This is a genomic window from Enterococcus sp. FDAARGOS_375, assembly GCF_002393265.1.
In the GTDB taxonomy this organism is placed as follows: domain Bacteria; phylum Bacillota; class Bacilli; order Lactobacillales; family Enterococcaceae; genus Enterococcus_D; species Enterococcus_D innesii.
The window spans coordinates 592,784-608,125 of sequence record NZ_CP023515.1; the positions used below are offsets into that span (position 1 = coordinate 592,784).

Annotated in this window: 11 protein-coding genes; all 11 read right to left on the reverse strand. The window is 42.9% G+C overall.

Annotated features, from left to right (window positions below; all coding sequences use genetic code 11):
- Positions 1-128 precede the first annotated feature (128 nt).
- Positions 129-980, reverse strand: coding sequence for a sugar phosphate isomerase/epimerase family protein (locus CO692_RS03815; RefSeq protein WP_096741591.1), 852 nt, complete (start codon positions 978-980; stop codon positions 129-131).
- Complete coding sequence (locus tag CO692_RS18010; RefSeq protein WP_264291239.1) at positions 952-2,310, reverse strand: beta-galactosidase trimerization domain-containing protein; 1,359 nt, start codon at positions 2,308-2,310, stop codon at positions 952-954. Before CO692_RS18010 ends, CO692_RS03815 begins: the two co-directional genes overlap by 29 nt.
- Complete coding sequence (locus CO692_RS03820) at positions 2,252-3,631, reverse strand: beta-galactosidase (RefSeq protein WP_264291240.1); 1,380 nt, start codon at positions 3,629-3,631, stop codon at positions 2,252-2,254. The genes CO692_RS18010 and CO692_RS03820 overlap by 59 nt, the downstream gene beginning before the upstream one ends.
- Before the next feature lie 193 nt (positions 3,632-3,824).
- Positions 3,825-6,035: a helix-turn-helix transcriptional regulator gene (locus tag CO692_RS03825; protein WP_096741592.1), complete on the reverse strand. Its 2,211-nt coding sequence runs from the start codon at positions 6,033-6,035 to the stop codon at positions 3,825-3,827.
- An 86-nt stretch (positions 6,036-6,121) separates the two neighbouring features.
- Positions 6,122-7,000, reverse strand: a complete 879-nt coding sequence (locus tag CO692_RS03830; protein WP_005234200.1) for a carbohydrate ABC transporter permease — start codon at positions 6,998-7,000, stop codon at positions 6,122-6,124.
- An 11-nt stretch (positions 7,001-7,011) separates the two neighbouring features.
- On the reverse strand, positions 7,012-7,959 hold the full coding sequence (locus tag CO692_RS03835) for an ABC transporter permease (protein WP_005234199.1): 948 nt from the start codon (positions 7,957-7,959) through the stop codon (positions 7,012-7,014).
- Positions 7,944-10,457, reverse strand: coding sequence for a hypothetical protein (locus tag CO692_RS03840; RefSeq protein ID WP_096741593.1), 2,514 nt, complete (start codon positions 10,455-10,457; stop codon positions 7,944-7,946). Before CO692_RS03840 ends, CO692_RS03835 begins: the two co-directional genes overlap by 16 nt.
- Positions 10,432-11,106 carry a YesL family protein gene (locus CO692_RS03845; RefSeq protein ID WP_096741594.1) on the reverse strand — a complete coding sequence of 225 codons (675 nt, stop codon included), beginning with the start codon at positions 11,104-11,106 and terminating at the stop codon, positions 10,432-10,434. The genes CO692_RS03840 and CO692_RS03845 overlap by 26 nt, the downstream gene beginning before the upstream one ends.
- The gene (locus tag CO692_RS03850; RefSeq protein ID WP_081117544.1) at positions 11,106-11,774 is read right to left on the reverse strand and encodes a DUF1961 family protein; all 669 of its coding nucleotides are present in this window, start codon (positions 11,772-11,774) and stop codon (positions 11,106-11,108) included. The genes CO692_RS03845 and CO692_RS03850 overlap by 1 nt, the downstream gene beginning before the upstream one ends.
- A gap of 264 nt (positions 11,775-12,038) precedes the next feature.
- Positions 12,039-13,553 carry an extracellular solute-binding protein gene (locus tag CO692_RS03855; RefSeq protein ID WP_096741595.1) on the reverse strand — a complete coding sequence of 505 codons (1,515 nt, stop codon included), beginning with the start codon at positions 13,551-13,553 and terminating at the stop codon, positions 12,039-12,041.
- Between the two features lie 419 nt (positions 13,554-13,972).
- The gene (locus CO692_RS03860; protein WP_096741596.1) at positions 13,973-15,226 is read right to left on the reverse strand and encodes a glycoside hydrolase family 28 protein; all 1,254 of its coding nucleotides are present in this window, start codon (positions 15,224-15,226) and stop codon (positions 13,973-13,975) included.
- Positions 15,227-15,342 lie beyond the last annotated feature (116 nt).

The window sequence follows — 15,342 nt, forward strand, 5'->3', positions numbered from 1 at the left end:
CCAAAAAAGCTACGAATTATTCGGTACGATTGATTGTCAATGAAATGAAAACCATACTAAAAAAGCACGTACTGGCTTTTCTACCAGCACGTGCTTTCGTTATCAAGCAGCTACTTGAAAATATTGTGTTAGTTGTAAGAGCCACCCTGTCCAAATCTCTCTTCAAGCAACGCCACCGCACGATCGATCCCAGCGTCTTTTGTTTCTTCTAGCACCACGTAACAGTATGGCTTGTGTTTGATCAGAAGCTGCAAAATTTCTGGATACCGTATTTGTCCTTCACCTAACGGGACAGGGATCACTTCTTCTCCCGAGAGTTGAAAATCCTTTAGGTGCAAGCAGACGATTTTCTCTCCGAAAAGAGTAAATGCTTCTTCTACCAATGCGACTTGATCAGCAGCTGTTTTTGCGGTGATCAAATTCGTTGGATCGTAAATGATCCCTAAATAATCAGAAGGAACACGTTCAATCAGCTCGACGATGCGCTGATTCGAATACAGCGGATGATTCAGTCCAGCTTCGATCCCTACCATGATTTGATGTTTTTCTCCCACTCGAACGAGTCGCTGGATCACATGGATCAAGTCTTCAAAAACCTCATCCGAAAAATTCTCTTCGCTATATCCCAGCGCGGCAATGACTGAGCCTGTTTCTGAAGCCACCATGCTGGCACCAAAATAACGGGCATGGAATAAATAGCTCTCAAATTTCTGTAAGATTTTTTCTCGTTCCCCTGGTTCGGGGTGAATCAAGTTACTATAACAACTTAACAAAGCGATTTGAACGCCTTGTTCTTGGAATTCATTCTTGAAGAAGGTCCCCATACCTGGATTCATCTTTTCAGGAGCACTTAGATCTGGAAAAGACACATTCAAGGCAAACTGAACGTTTTTTATTTTCTTTGCACCTATGGCTTGTGCTAACTGCTTTGGTGTATATTCTCCTGAGAGATCATGCCCTCGGATGGCTAAATGAATCATCTGACTCCTCGCTTTCTACTGTTTTTTCCCATTCAATAATCAAATTTTCATAAGGTTTTAGCCTATGGTTACCGCGCGTCAGCGCTTCCCCTGACAAGCGTTCGAATCCGGGGAGAGGTAAGGTAAAGTCAGCTGTCGTCATACCTAAGTTACTGATCCAAAGTTGGACATGGGTCGCTGACTCTCTGCGATACTTCATCACACCTTCCGAACATTTGATCAACTGGCGATCTGATTCATAAGGGAAAAGTTCTTTGCGACAAAACGACTGCCATATCAAACTGTCTGTTAAATTGCTAGGTAGCGCACCTAAATAGATGATCTCTCCTTGAGCCAGTTGTTTCTTAGCTAGTAGCGTTTGGTCATTCCCTCGTCCGATCGTTTCCCAATCTTCTGGGCAGTGAAAAACTGTGACCAAATGATCCAAAGGTTCTTCTAGGCCATCATAGGTTAGCTGATAAGCCAGTCCTTTCACCGTAAACTGCTGGATTTGGTCAAACCCGAGCCACTCTCCTAAACGATCTAAACCATTCGTCGCTGGCCACGCCAGCTCTTTGGTCCGATCCCCTGTCATCGGGCCTAAAATCAGCTTGCCTCCTGCTTCGGTAAAGGCGGCAAATTTTTTCAGCAAAGTAGGGCTTATCCAACGAACAAATGGGGCAAGAACAACATCATACTCTTCTAACGGACTATTTTCTTGAATGATTTCTACACGAATCCCTTGGCGAATCAGACTGCCGTAAAATTCGGTAAATAGGCTGCGATAATCATAAACACCCCCATGATCGATCGTGTAAAAGCGTTTCGAGTAATCCGAGTACATGATGGCTATTTTTGCTGATACATACTTCGTTTCCGCTAAAAGTGGTGCGATCTGTTGTCTTAGTTCGCCAATCCGAACTACCTCTTCATACCCACGATCTGGCTCTCCCCAAGCAGTTAACACGGCACTATGGGGTTGCTCCACACCATAGCGATGTCCACGAAAATGCCAAAAGCAGAAGGATTTCAAATGCCCAGCATAGCCAATGAACGCTTCACTTGTGACAAACCCATGAGGACGAGGAGCCGCATAATTTTCAATATGACCAGCGTTGGCAGTACAAGTTTCTAACAATAACATTTCCTTGTTGCGCGGTTTGACATTCCGCCAACGATCCAAGTTCATCGTATACGCTGGATAGTTGTCTGCCGGTGCATACGTATCAAAACCAGCAATATCTAAATCAGCAAATAGCTCATCATTTTGCAAGTTAAACCCAAAAGCGGAGTTATGGGTAATGGGTAACGGGTAACGCGGTCTCCATTCGGATAAAATGACAAAGATCATGTGCAAACTCATTCAACGTATCAGTGGTAAAGCGGCGAAAGGCATTCATCAAGGAAGAATTATGCAAAAATGGGGTTGTTAGCGGCAAGACGACATCCTCAAATGCGTCATACCACTCACTCCACACCTTCGTTCCCCAACACTCATTGAGGTTAGTCACGGATTGATAGCTGTCTTTTAAATACGTATGCCAACGCGTTTGGCACGTCGTACAGTAACATAGATCGACATGACATTTAAACTCATTGTCCAATTGCAACATAACGACATTTTCATGTTTTTCGGCAATCTCCGCGATTTTTCTCGTCAAACGATAGGCATAACGGCGAAAGTCCTCGTTGTTGGTACAGACATGCTGTCTTGAGCCGTGATGCATCTTCGTTCCATCTTGGTTAGTGACCAACGCTTCTGGGTACTGTTTTGTAAACCAGCGGGGTGGGGTCGGCGTTGGAATACATAAGCAAACATCGATGCCATTTGCTTGGTACTGTTCTAGCGCACGTTCCAACAACGAAAAATCATATTCTCCAGGTTTAGGCTCCAAGTCACGCCACATGAATTCCCCAATTCTAGCAAAATTCATGCCCAACGTTTTCATCGTGTGACTATCACTTTGCATGATTTCTTCCGACCAGACTTCTGGATACATGCAGGCGCCATAATAAATATCAGGAAAAAGTGGTTGCTCATGGAAAAACGCCTGTAAACGAATCGCCACGTAGCGAGCGATCATATGCGCCCCGAGCTTTGAAAAGTGGGTATCATCTGCAAGACCTGCAGGATAATTGGGATGCTCATTCGGTGCTAACCACACAAAGAGTGCTTTGGAAGCTTCTAGTCCTAATGTGTCATAATAATGATAGGTATAGCGATTTAAATCAAACAAAACTACTTCTTCCGTTCGACTAAGTTCTCTTAAGACAGGTAAAAATGCTGACAACGTATGCGCCAGTCGTCCCTCTTCTCCTACCCGCCGTTCAACAGGTGTACACAGGATCGGGATTCCTGCTTTTTCTTTGATCTGACGGATCATGTCTGTTAAATGAGCAATGTATGCCTCCATCGTGACATGGTTTTTCTCTTTTTGGTCATTATGTCCAAATTGCAGTAGGACGACTGTATTCGGTTCGACTTCTTGCAGGAGCTGCTCAAACAACCCTTCTTCGATAAACGAACGAGTCGTACTGCCGTTTTTTGCAAAATTGCGTACGTTTACTTCTGGGGGTAGATAGCTTGGTAAGGCTTGTCCCCAGCCCATCATTGGCTGTTGATCAAGGGGATAATCCGCCACGGTTGAATCTCCGCCTAAAACGATTTTCATTTCTTTTCTTCCTCCATCTATTTACTATCAGATTTTCAACAGCTTTGACAAGTCCACTGGTTTTCTTGCTGAACATAAGCTGTATTAGAAATCGCTTTCTTTTCTATTATACAAGACATTCGCTGACGAAAACATGGAAAAATCAGAGCAAAAGCTGCGAAAATACGAGCTTTTCCGCAGCAACCAACAGTGATCAGCTCTGACCTTTTCGATATTGTCCTGGGGTCATCCCCGTGCACTTTTTAAATAAACGATTGAAGTAACTGGGATTATACCCAAGGTTTTCGGCGATTTCATTGATTTGATGATCGGTTTCTAGCAACTGCCGTTTTGCTTCTACGATGCGAACATTAGTTAAATAATCAATAAAGTTGACCTGCTTGGCACGCTTGAACTCCTTACTCAAAAAGATTGGGTCGACTTCGAAACGATCCGCAACGTATTCTAAGGAAATTTGTTCATTGCGAAAATCAGATTGGATGTACTCCGCTACTTTTTGGATCATTTCACTATAAGAATTAGCGACATTTTCTTGCCAGAGGATGGAAACGGGCTTTAAGAAATGATGGTACAAAAAGGCTTGGATCTGATTGATGTCCAAAAGTCGTTCGATTCGCTCTAACACAACCGTTTTCGATACATAATCCGTTCGTGAGACCCCATTTTCATTTAAAAGGTAATCGACTTGATCGTACATTCGATTGACCACATAGATCACCGCGGCCTGTTGATTGTTTTCTGCCACGACCTGTTCTAAAAACCGCTGGACACTTCGTTGCAATTCTTCATGATAGCCACTTTTCAGCGCTGTTAAAATCAAATTTTCTTGCGAAAGAGAATACTTCGGCAGCGGGCGCATGTTCTCTCTTTGAAGCACTTGATTTTCGGGAATCAACTGTTGCAGATGGATTTGCTTTTTGAGACGTTGGGTAACTTCAGGCAACTTGCGAATCTCAGTTTCTTGTTGCGAACTAACGATGGTGACATAACGGCAGACGATCAAATTGATTTGCTTGGTGACCATCGTGAAGTAATCTGTCAGTTGTTGCTCTTGATTGACCACAAAAACCAAAATCCGTCCTTCATTTGACGAAACGATGGTTGATTCTGGGAAAAACATGGCTGTGACATCCGCTATAATGTTTTCTAACGCAAACAAAATGTGGGTTTCATCTTGTGAATTTGCTTGATTGCTTAATAGATCATTGAGTTGGAAATAAAACAAGCGATACCCTTGGTCACTTAAGCGCCAGTTTTTTTGCTGCAGTAATTGTTGCGATTCTTCCTCTGATAAATAGCCATAATACCCTTCCATCAAATGTTGGATCACTTGCCGCTTGAGCGAATCTTGAAAGCGTTCCGCCTGATTTTGTAGCAATCCTTTTTCACGACTTAATTGTTGCCAACGGTCCACCAAAAACTCCAGATCGTTTTCTTTTTTCCATTGGGTATTACCAAAGAGCTGATCCATCGTTTTTTCAAAAGGTTGGTATTGTTTTTTTGCCAAAAAGAGACTCATGACTGCCACACAAGCAATAAAAAGAATACTTACGACGATCAGCACTCTAGCCAAATGAGTGACTGGCTCGGTAATCAATGCTAAGGGAACGACGGTATAAAATGTCCATATTTGATTGAGTCGCGTACTGTTTACGGCGATCATGCTATAATCATTGCCATTGATCGATTCGACCCAGGTTCCTTGATGCTCCTCACTCAGCGGTTGGATAACATTCGCTAAGTTCTGATCGCCAATAAAACGAAAACTCTCATGATTAAAGGAAATCGCTGCGAGACCATTTTCAATTTGAGTATCATAAAAATACTTTAACAATGATTGCTCGTCGATCGTTGCAACTAAAAAATTTTTAGGCTGATCTTCGCCTTGGCTATCAATGTTTTGTACAAAAATCAATTCATCCTCTTCTTCAATGATCTTCCACTGATACTGCCTACCATTATCGATCCGATAGCGTTCAAATGCTGTTTTGGTTTGCTCGAGCGTTAATTCATACGTGCCGCCACTTTCAATCCCAAAGGGCGCCTCTCCGAGCGAATAAATACCGATTCGATTGACATAATTGGAGCTATTGGTTAAGTAAAACAATTCTTCCGACAGCTGGATCAACGTCTGATAATTCGTCGTTTCCAATAAATCTTCTTGGTAGCGCCTTTGAAACGATTGCCCCCAAACGCTTAAAGTCACTTCCAGCTGCGAGAACTGTTGGTTGATGTTACTAACGATTCCTTCGACTTGGCGATTGTTTAGTTCTTGATACGATCGTTGTAATGGTCCGATCAAATAGGCATGCAAAAAAATTGCAACGGCTAATAGCGGCACGACGATCCATAGACTGGCTAGCTGCAGTTTTCGATGAAAACCGCCTGTTTTAAAGTACTTCATTCCCAAACACCCTTGTAATAGATTTTATGTAACAAATTGTCATGCGAAAAAACGCATGACAACCTATCCACAACTATTGAAGTGTATCATCCTTTGACGGATCCAATCAGCATTCCTTTGGCAAAATGTTTTTGCAAAAACGGATAGAAGATCAAAATTGGCAAAGTCGCCACAATGATGACTGCAAATTTGATTCCTTGTTCCGGCGGCACATAGTTGGGGTCCATACTTGCTAACGCATTGGCACCACTGGACGCCATCGTGATCTGTCTTAACAATAACTGAATCGGCCATTTTGCTGAATCGTTGATATAAAGCAATCCACTCATAAAGTCGTTCCAGATACCAACGGCGTAAAAAAGGGTGAAGGTCGCGATCACTGGTTTTGATAAAGGCAAAATGATTTTCCATAAAATCCCTAGTTCCGTACAGCCGTCCATCTTGGCGGATTCTTCCAATTCGATCGGCATTTCTTGGAAAAAGTTTTTGATGATCATTAAGTTGAACGGATTGATCGCGATCGGCAAAATCAATGCCCAATAAGAATTGATCAGTCCTAAATTTTTCACCACGATAAACGTTGGGATCATCCCACCTGAAAAGAGCATTGCAAAAATCACGAGATTCAACAAGGTGTTCCGTCCTTTTAGGTGCTTGCGTGATAAAGGATAGGCAAAGGTGAAGGTACAGAAAAGCTGCACCAGCGTGCCAACGATGGTAACGCCGACCGTTACAAGCAAACTACGGATAAAGGTGTTGGTTGAAAAAATAAAGCGATAGGAGTCGAGACTGATCTCATTTGGCCATAAGAAAAACGAACGTGTGGTCAATTCTAACTCCGTAGCAAATGAACCAGCGATCACATAAATAAAAGGAATCACCATGAATAACCCAATCAATGCCAAAAATAGCGCATTAAAAATGTCAAATATTTTCCCTGCCTTCGTATTGTGTAAAGTATCCATCTTTTTCCTCCTTAGTATAAGCCGCTTTCGCCAAAGCGTTTCGCTAATTTATTGGTACAAAGTACGAGGATGATCCCAACGATCGATTTAAATAATCCGACGGCTGTTGAGTAACTGTAAGCGCCATTGGTGATCCCCATCATATACACATACGTATCAAAAACATCTGCTACTGTTCGGTTCAACTGATTGGTCATCAAGAAAATTTGATCAAACCCAGTAGACAAAATCGACCCGATCCGCATGATCAGCATAATGATGATCGTCGAACGAATCGCAGGCAAAGTGATGTGCCACACACGACGGAAACGTCCTGCACCATCCATGATCGCGGCTTCGTATTGTTCCTGATCCACACCTGATAAGGCAGCTAAATAAATAATAGTCCCCCATCCGATCTCTTTCCAAATCGATTGCATCACGATCATGGGGCGGAACCATTGCGGGTCTGAGAGAAAGTCGATTTCAACGCCTGTCAACGAAGCGATAAATTGAGTGATCGCTCCATGATCGATGTTGAATAAGATATGCCAAAGACTAACGACGATCGTCCATGAAAGAAAATGTGGTACATAGACGAAGGTTTGAATGGTCCGCTGAAACAGCTTGTTGCGCAATTCATTCAGTAACAGTGCCAAAAAGATGGGTGCTGGAAACGAAAAGAAGATGTTTAAAAAGGCAATCATCAACGTGTTCCACAAGATCCGAAAGAAATCAGGATTATTGAAGAAATCCATAAAATTTTGTGTTCCAACCCATGGACTATCTGCGATTCCTAAAAAAGGTACATAATCTTTGAAAGCAATGATCAACCCATACATCGGTGCATAACGAAATACTGCAAAATAGATGATCCCGGGAATCGTCAAAATATAGAGCCATTTATTTTGTTTAAAATGGTTGAGAAAACTCCCCCATTGCTCTTTCGTTTTCGGCACTTTTTTTATTGTTGTTTCCATTCATTCTCCTCCTCTAACTCCGCTCCGATCAGTGCTAAACAACAAATCGTATTTAGACCCCACTGTGACAACACATTGGTCGATACCCACGGCATTTCTTTTATTTTTTTCCACGTTGTCGCTGCTTCAATGGTCGCTTCGATCGGCAATGGAACACCCGATTTGTCATTATCAAGCAATAAGTGCCAAGCCCTTTGGCTGATTGCTTGATCGTTACGCACTCGCCCAGCAAAGGCCATCATCGTCGACGCAAACATTGGCCAGGCAAAATGAGGTTCCGTCAGTACCTCGTTTGACTCTTCTGCTTTTCTCTCAGGACTCAAGCTATAAAACCAGCCAAACTCCCCTAACATCTCTGTCCACTCGGGGTCTTCCAGCACTTGAGCAAGTTCTAACCAAACTTGCGGCGCCCCAAAGGAAATGACCATGTGATAGCCGCCAAAATTCCCTGTTCCCATATAAGATAAGGTTTTGTCTTGCGGATCAAATAACACTGTGGGACCAGACAAAAGGCGCTGGGGCATGGCTTTGATGCAGGTGATTCCTGTGCGAATTTTTTCAAGGTAAACAGGATCATTCGTCCGTTCCCATTGGGTAAACCAGTTCGAGACTAGCGCAGCCCAATCTGGTCCGATTCGGATCGGTATCCGCTTCGTTTCTCGTTCATAAAACTCGCGCATCGGTGGTAACGCATCAAAAGCATAGGTTTCATTGTCTTTGACTTGTTCCATGACCTCCCCAATACGTTCATCCGCTGTCAAATAGTAGTAGTAGCGATGCAGACCCGCCATTGAAATTCGAACTTCTTTGGCTTGGCAGCCCCAATGAACGACATTATGCCGAGACCCCAATCCTTTGTATTCACCAGCATGATACTGATCGACTTCTGAAGTATGTCTCGTCATGCTTTCAGCCAGATAGTAGACGCTTGGATCACCAGTCCGTAAAAAATCTAACCAAAGCCACATGTTAGGGACCAATTCAGTGTTTTGCCAAGCGTACCCACCAAGATCGTAGCGCCATTGGTGTCGAAACTGATCATAGGTATGCATGACATCACCATAGTTCCAATAGCCATACCAACCTCTTTGTTGGACTTCTGCTAAATAGAATTGACGCATCTTAGCTAATTGTTGCTCCAGCAACTGTTTCGTTTTCGTTGATTCGTCTGGTAAACTGATCCTGCCAAAAACCTTCGTCTCTTGATAACGCTCTGGCAATGAAACGATCTGTGCAGGTTCTTGGTTTTCTTGAGCTAAGCCCAGCAACACTTCTTCTGACGGGGCTTCTTCATAAAGATCCAACCAACAACGCGTCGTATTTGCTACGCCAACTGCCGTCGAACGAATCTCTTCCATTCCTTCGTATCCGCTAAGCATATGATCCCGTTTGGAATAGTGCTGAAAATCCATTGGCTTGGCATTCGGTGACCACTGCCACATCGTGATTTGGGTTTCTTTTTGGGTGATGCCTGCCACCTCGATCGCAGATGGTGCTTTTTCCCAAAATTTCTCCATGCTGCAAGCAACGCCGCCGGTTTCTCCCCCAACGTAAAAGGTACCTGAATAATACTCGCCATCCCCAATGGGCAACCAACAGTACCCAGCTTCGGTCTGTTTTTCTAATTCAAATAACCGATGATTGATTTGATTGACCCGAAAATTGTCCCAAATAGCATTTTCCACCGCATGAGACAGCATCGGCTCGTCCGCTGGGGTCAATGAAACGAGCTGTCCACTGGCTTGTTCTTGATAGGGAATGTTTTGCTGATAGTGTCGACGTGAAAGTAACAATTGCGCCGCTTCATGATACACAGCATCTGCAATAAATTTGACTTGTCGATTCCAATTTTCACCTGTCAACGCATAATCAAATGCTATCCCCATGCCTTCATAAGCAAGTGGTTTGATGATAATGACCGTATGAATGATTTCCAATTTGCTGATTTCGCGAAAGATGCGGAACCGTAAAATAAACTCTTGCACCACTTCTTGATCGATCTCGATGACGCCCGATACTTTGATAACGGCTTTCTCGGAACCATTTTCTTCCAACATCAAGTCCATTACTTTGGACTGCACCTTTTTGTTTTGGTATTGCAGGATTGCGTGAAGATCTTGCAATTTTTTCTGCCCATTGACCACTACCCAGTCCAATACATTTTTCCCTTCCCCATGTTTCGGGAAGAAGCCTTTGATCGTACCATTGTCAAAATAAATACCATTGTAAGCTTCCCTAGCAATCGCCTGTTTCTTCTGGACACGCTGTTTTCTTTGAAAAAGTAACTGCGTCGTTTCTGCCACCAGACCACTGTGTCCTGTCCATTTCACACTGCCATCTGGCCAGTAAGCCAGTACTTTCGTTTGCAACGGCTCCTCACCCAGCAAAAACAGTTCCTCACTTAGAACCTCAGGTTGTAAAGCCCCTTTTTCCCATGGATACCCAAAACTCAGCCCACGTTTTCCCTTAGGTTTATTTTTGAGCCATTTCAATGCCATGTTCGATTTCCTCCTCTTCCCTCTCTGCAGGTTGAACTGCATCGTTTTGTTGCTTTAGCTTTTGTTCATTTTCATCAAATAATTTCAAGTAAATCCCCATTGTGCCAATGATCCACATCCCAATACTTAAGAATGGCAGGAGACCGGGGAGAAAAAAGCTGATCGTACTACAAATCCCAAACCAAAGGACGCCTAAAAAGGTGCCAATAGGTTGAAAGAAAAGAAAGCGTAGTGAAGCGCCTAGGTACTTCTTCGTTGGGAGCACATAATATTCGTACATGCTAAGCAATGTATTGATCACAGCGATCGCGACGCATTGGCTAACGATCAATAGGATCAAGCCTGTTTGAGTCAATGCCGCTAAAAATCTTTGCTGGATCACTACCATGGGGCACAAATAAAAGAGAATGATCGGTAAGCCCAAGCGATTCGATCGCCAAAAGTTCCTGCGGTAATACCCAAAGAACGTTTGAAAAAAAGGCGGCGATTCCTGTTTAAGGGTTTTCTTTGCTACGTGGAATCCTGCTTGTACGCTAGGCGCCAGTCCAAAGATGATCCCACCTACTAGCGCACCTATAATAACGGTTACATTTATCAGTAAACAATAAAAGACAAAATCTGCTGCTTGATATGCTTTCTGCCAATTCATCACCGTTCCTCCTCTAAGGAATATACCTTTAAGTCTTTATAGCGGGCCTTCATTGGCGCCATTTGCCGAAATCCGATCGCTCCTTTGGTTAATACGGGACCAAACTGTTCCTCATCAAGGTACCTTAACACCAATAAGTCGTTGATCCAAAAGGAGATCGTTGCACCTACCTTATCGATTCTTAGGTGATAAAACCCTCGGGCATCTGCTACACTCGGAAGTGGATCTGCGCCTTGGGCGACCAGATGAAACCCATGGCTTTTGCGCAAATTACACGTTTCAAACGCCCGTTCCTCCTCATACTTTCTTCGAAAATAAGAAAGGTGGTAAGCATTGATCCCTCCAGAATGATACTCGGGATATGCCCCGGTTCGTTTGGGTACTCCAGAATCGAAGATCGAGCCACCCTTGCGATTGGCTGCTGCAAAAAAGAGCATACATAAGCCTGGTTCAGCCAGTGGTTGAAACTGCCAGGTGATTCGTAGGTCCGCTGGAAATTGTTGAGGCAGCCATAAAACAAAATGTGGTTGTTTGTTTGATTCTTCAGAATACGTATTTGCCAGAATCATCCCGTCTTGGAAAGTAATTTTGGGCTCTCCTTCAGCAATAAAGTGTTGAATATCTGCTGCTTGATTCAGCGGATTTTCATAGATCAATTTCGCTAACATTTCTTCTCCTTTTATGCGTATATGAGCTGCTTTTCTCTTTTCATAGTAAACTTGACCTACATTTCTAACAATTGACTTTTTTTGAATTCTTTGATATCAAGCGTTAGATTAGGGTTTTCATTTGCTTGTTTCCATTTTTTCTTTTCTGATTTCTTACTACCTGTCTCGTCTCACTTGACTATTACTCCATTTTATTAGCTGAAAAAAATCATTGAAAAAGAAAAAGGTTGAGAGCAAGATCCACTCAACCTTCTTCGACTGTCGTTATTGTGCTTGATGAAGGGCATTCGTTTCTTCCATCAGCTGCGTGCCTCCTTGATTCTTCCAAAGTTCGATCGCAGCTTCCCAACCCGCTTCATCGATTTGTCCTGCAATAAATTGAACCCGCGCATCACTAATGATCTGATCAAGCTGTGCCCCTTTTGTTACATACGTATCTGTATTAAAGGAGGCTGCTGGGTTAAAGACAGCGTGCTCTAAATCAGCTTCCATCAGTGACAATCGTTTTTCATAGCTTTCAGTAGCCGCTTCTGTATCAGGTTTAGCAATATAGTACAGGGTATCTTCCGTTACATTCATCCCAATTTGTGAGTACCCTTTGACCGCATTGGCTAGCGCTTCAGCTTCTGATCCTTCTAGTGCGACGGACATTCCATCCACTACTTCGAAATTAATTCCTTCAATTCCGTTGTTCAGCAATACCTGTGCTTCTTTATCATTTAATTTATCAAGGAACGTCAACACCTCTTTTAGATGTTCCTCTGTCTGGACACTCGACTTAGGAATCGCCAAGAAACCAGAATAGCCATCTGTCGGTAACGCATTCATCGTACCGTTATTATCTTTTAAATTCCCTGTAAAGACGACGAGGTCTTCTTCTCCAGCTTGCAATAATTTATTACTGATTTGTGCTGCTCGTGAATACGTATCAATAATGATCCCACCACGTCCATTGATAAACGGCTCATCCCATTTATCTGCTGCCATAGTTGCAAAATCACGATTGACATAGCCTTGTTCCACCATATCTTTAACAAATTGCATTGATTCTAGGTATTCTGGTTGCATAAAGGATGGCTCTAAAGTGCCGTCTATTTCTTTCCAAGCATTTCCTGCCCCAAACCAAGTAGCTAACACATCGTAAGGACTATTTGAATTGATCGAGCCAGGCCATTGGGGAATAATCAAACCAAACGTATCATTTTCACCATTCCCATCGGGATCGTTCTCAGTAAATGCTTTGGCAACCTCATAGAGATCATCGATCGTTTCTGGTACCTCTAAGTTTAAGTTTTCTAACCAATCTTTCCGGATGATCACCGCCGTCCGCATCGCATCACGTTTCCGATAAATTCCGTACACTTTGCCATTCACAGAAGAATTACGCAAAACATCCTCGTTAGATTGAGAGAGATTAGGATAATCAGCTAAATAGTCGGTCAAATCCCAAAAAGCGCCATTTTCTGCTGACTTGATAAATCCTCCTGATTTTCCTTGAATGACCATCACTTCTGGAATATCATCTGAAGCTAACGTAATATTCATTTTATCCTCGTAGGATGTATTGGGTGCCCAGGTAATATCAATGTTTTTGCCAGTGTAAGCTTCTAATTGCTTCAAAATCTCGTTGTCACTTGCAGGTGGTTCAGTTTCAATGTACGGCGATAAAATCGAAATCGTATCATAATCTGTTGTGGAACCTGCTTCCTCCTTCCCACATGCCGACAAAAAGGCGACTGATAGTAACCCCAAACCAAGAATCGTACTTAATTTTTTCACTACTTTTCCTCCTTAGATTTTGTTGTTGAGCTCGATTAAATAAACCGCTTTCAATACCAAAAGCACAACGAAAAGCTGGATTTCCAGCAATTGACATTTTTTGTTAATCGTTGATATATGGCTGGGTTGGGAGTTTTGCTCTACATTTGCAGGTATCGTAAATTATAGGAAAAAAGAATAAATAGTTCTTCGTGTTCTTAGTTCGCTCAATCAATTTAATTATCGCAGTTTTTCTGATTCCTATCATTCTTAAATTCTCGTTGTAGAAAGGGTAGCCTAAGTACTGATGTTCTTATTCGTGAGAGATTTGGAAACACCTTATCATGAAAAAAAGACCAACTCATTGGTCTTCTTTGATAATTCATCAGTTTTGTAGTACTAAGCGGATCACCACTTATTCATATTTGACAGAAAGAGTACTACCGCTCATACACATCATTTTGATCCAAGGTTGGCGCTAACGCAGTGACGATCGTTTCCACCATCTTTAAGTTCTCAACCCCTGCAATCTTGCCGAACTCATCGGCATGGATGGAAAGATTTTTCAATGTTAGATTGCGGATCGGTTCTGCTGGGCTGGCCTCGATGAAAAAAGCACGCACGCTTTGTTGTCCTGTTTTGGTAGCTTGCACGTTTTCAATAGTAATGTCGCAGACCTTTGCTGGACCTACTGGAATAGCTGGTTGTGCCATCAATTTGTGCCAATAGTCGGGAATCTCTTCCGCATAATCAGCTGGCAGTTCTGGATAACTATAATCTGGGTACCAATTTGTTTGTAAGAGAAAAGGAAAGCCAACATCCTTCATCGTTAAATCCGAAGCAGTGACCTTGCGTATAAATCCACCTCGATTATTGGCGGATTTGATCCGAAACCCTGCGCCAGTTTGCTCAAAGACGACTTTTTGGATCGTGATATCTTCGATCCCACCAGAAGTTTCACTACCAATAGCAATTCCTGAACCATACCCTAATTGACAGTCTTTGATCGTGATTTTCCGACAGCTTCTTTGCTGGGCTAAGGCTTCCGCCCCACGTCCCGCTTTAATCGAGATATTGTCATCGTTGCAGGAAATGTAGGCATTTTGAATCGTGACTTCTTCACAGTAATCAATATCGATGCCATCAGTACTAGGCCCTTTTCCATTGTCTATCGTGATGCCGTCGATCAATATGTGGTGAGAATACGTGATTTGGGTATTCCAAAAACCCGACTGTACCGACGAAATATCTTTGATGGTTACTTGCTGACTTTCATAAACAAGGATATTCCGTGGACGCTTGGAATCATAATCTGCTGCCCAGCGCAAGCCTTTCTTTGCATAATCCGCCATCATCTCGCTGGCTTCATCTGTTCCCCAAAACGTTTGCCACCATGTTTCTCCACGACCATCAAGTTTCCCTTTTCCCGAGATCATGACATTTTCTGCGTGAAAAATATTGATCATCGCTGCAGGCCACTTCATATTGATCCCTGCGACCCGATTATCTACTTCGGGATAATCGGCCAGTTCTTGACTACCATACAGAATCGTATCCTCTGAGACAATCAAGTGCACATTGCTTTTTAAAAACAATGCGCCGATTTGATAGGCGCCGGGTGGTGTAATCACTGTTCCCTGCACAGTTGATGCTTGGTCAATTTCTCGTTGCAATAATTGCGTGATATCTTCCATTCTTGCTTACCTCCTACGCTTTTGTTTTACGCTACAAATAGGTTTGTCGATATCCATGACTTTTAAAAATTTGCGCATCGCCAACCTTTTTTCATCTATCATTTCGTTGGATAGAA

Bases quoted from the DNA above. Each gene is read 5' to 3' on its own strand.
- CO692_RS03815 (WP_096741591.1), bottom strand. From the start codon at position 980: ATGATTCATTTAGCCATCCGAGGGCATGATCTCTCAGGAGAATATACA.
- CO692_RS18010 (WP_264291239.1), bottom strand. From the start codon at position 2,310: ATGATCTTTGTCATTTTATCCGAATGGAGACCGCGTTACCCGTTACCC.
- CO692_RS03820 (WP_264291240.1), bottom strand. From the start codon at position 3,631: ATGAAAATCGTTTTAGGCGGAGATTCAACCGTGGCGGATTATCCCCTT.
- CO692_RS03825 (WP_096741592.1), bottom strand. From the start codon at position 6,035: ATGAAGTACTTTAAAACAGGCGGTTTTCATCGAAAACTGCAGCTAGCC.
- CO692_RS03830 (WP_005234200.1), bottom strand. From the start codon at position 7,000: ATGGATACTTTACACAATACGAAGGCAGGGAAAATATTTGACATTTTT.
- CO692_RS03835 (WP_005234199.1), bottom strand. From the start codon at position 7,959: ATGGAAACAACAATAAAAAAAGTGCCGAAAACGAAAGAGCAATGGGGG.
- CO692_RS03840 (WP_096741593.1), bottom strand. From the start codon at position 10,457: ATGGCATTGAAATGGCTCAAAAATAAACCTAAGGGAAAACGTGGGCTG.
- CO692_RS03845 (WP_096741594.1), bottom strand. From the start codon at position 11,106: ATGAATTGGCAGAAAGCATATCAAGCAGCAGATTTTGTCTTTTATTGT.
- CO692_RS03850 (WP_081117544.1), bottom strand. From the start codon at position 11,774: ATGTTAGCGAAATTGATCTATGAAAATCCGCTGAATCAAGCAGCAGAT.
- CO692_RS03860 (WP_096741596.1), bottom strand. From the start codon at position 15,226: ATGGAAGATATCACGCAATTATTGCAACGAGAAATTGACCAAGCATCA.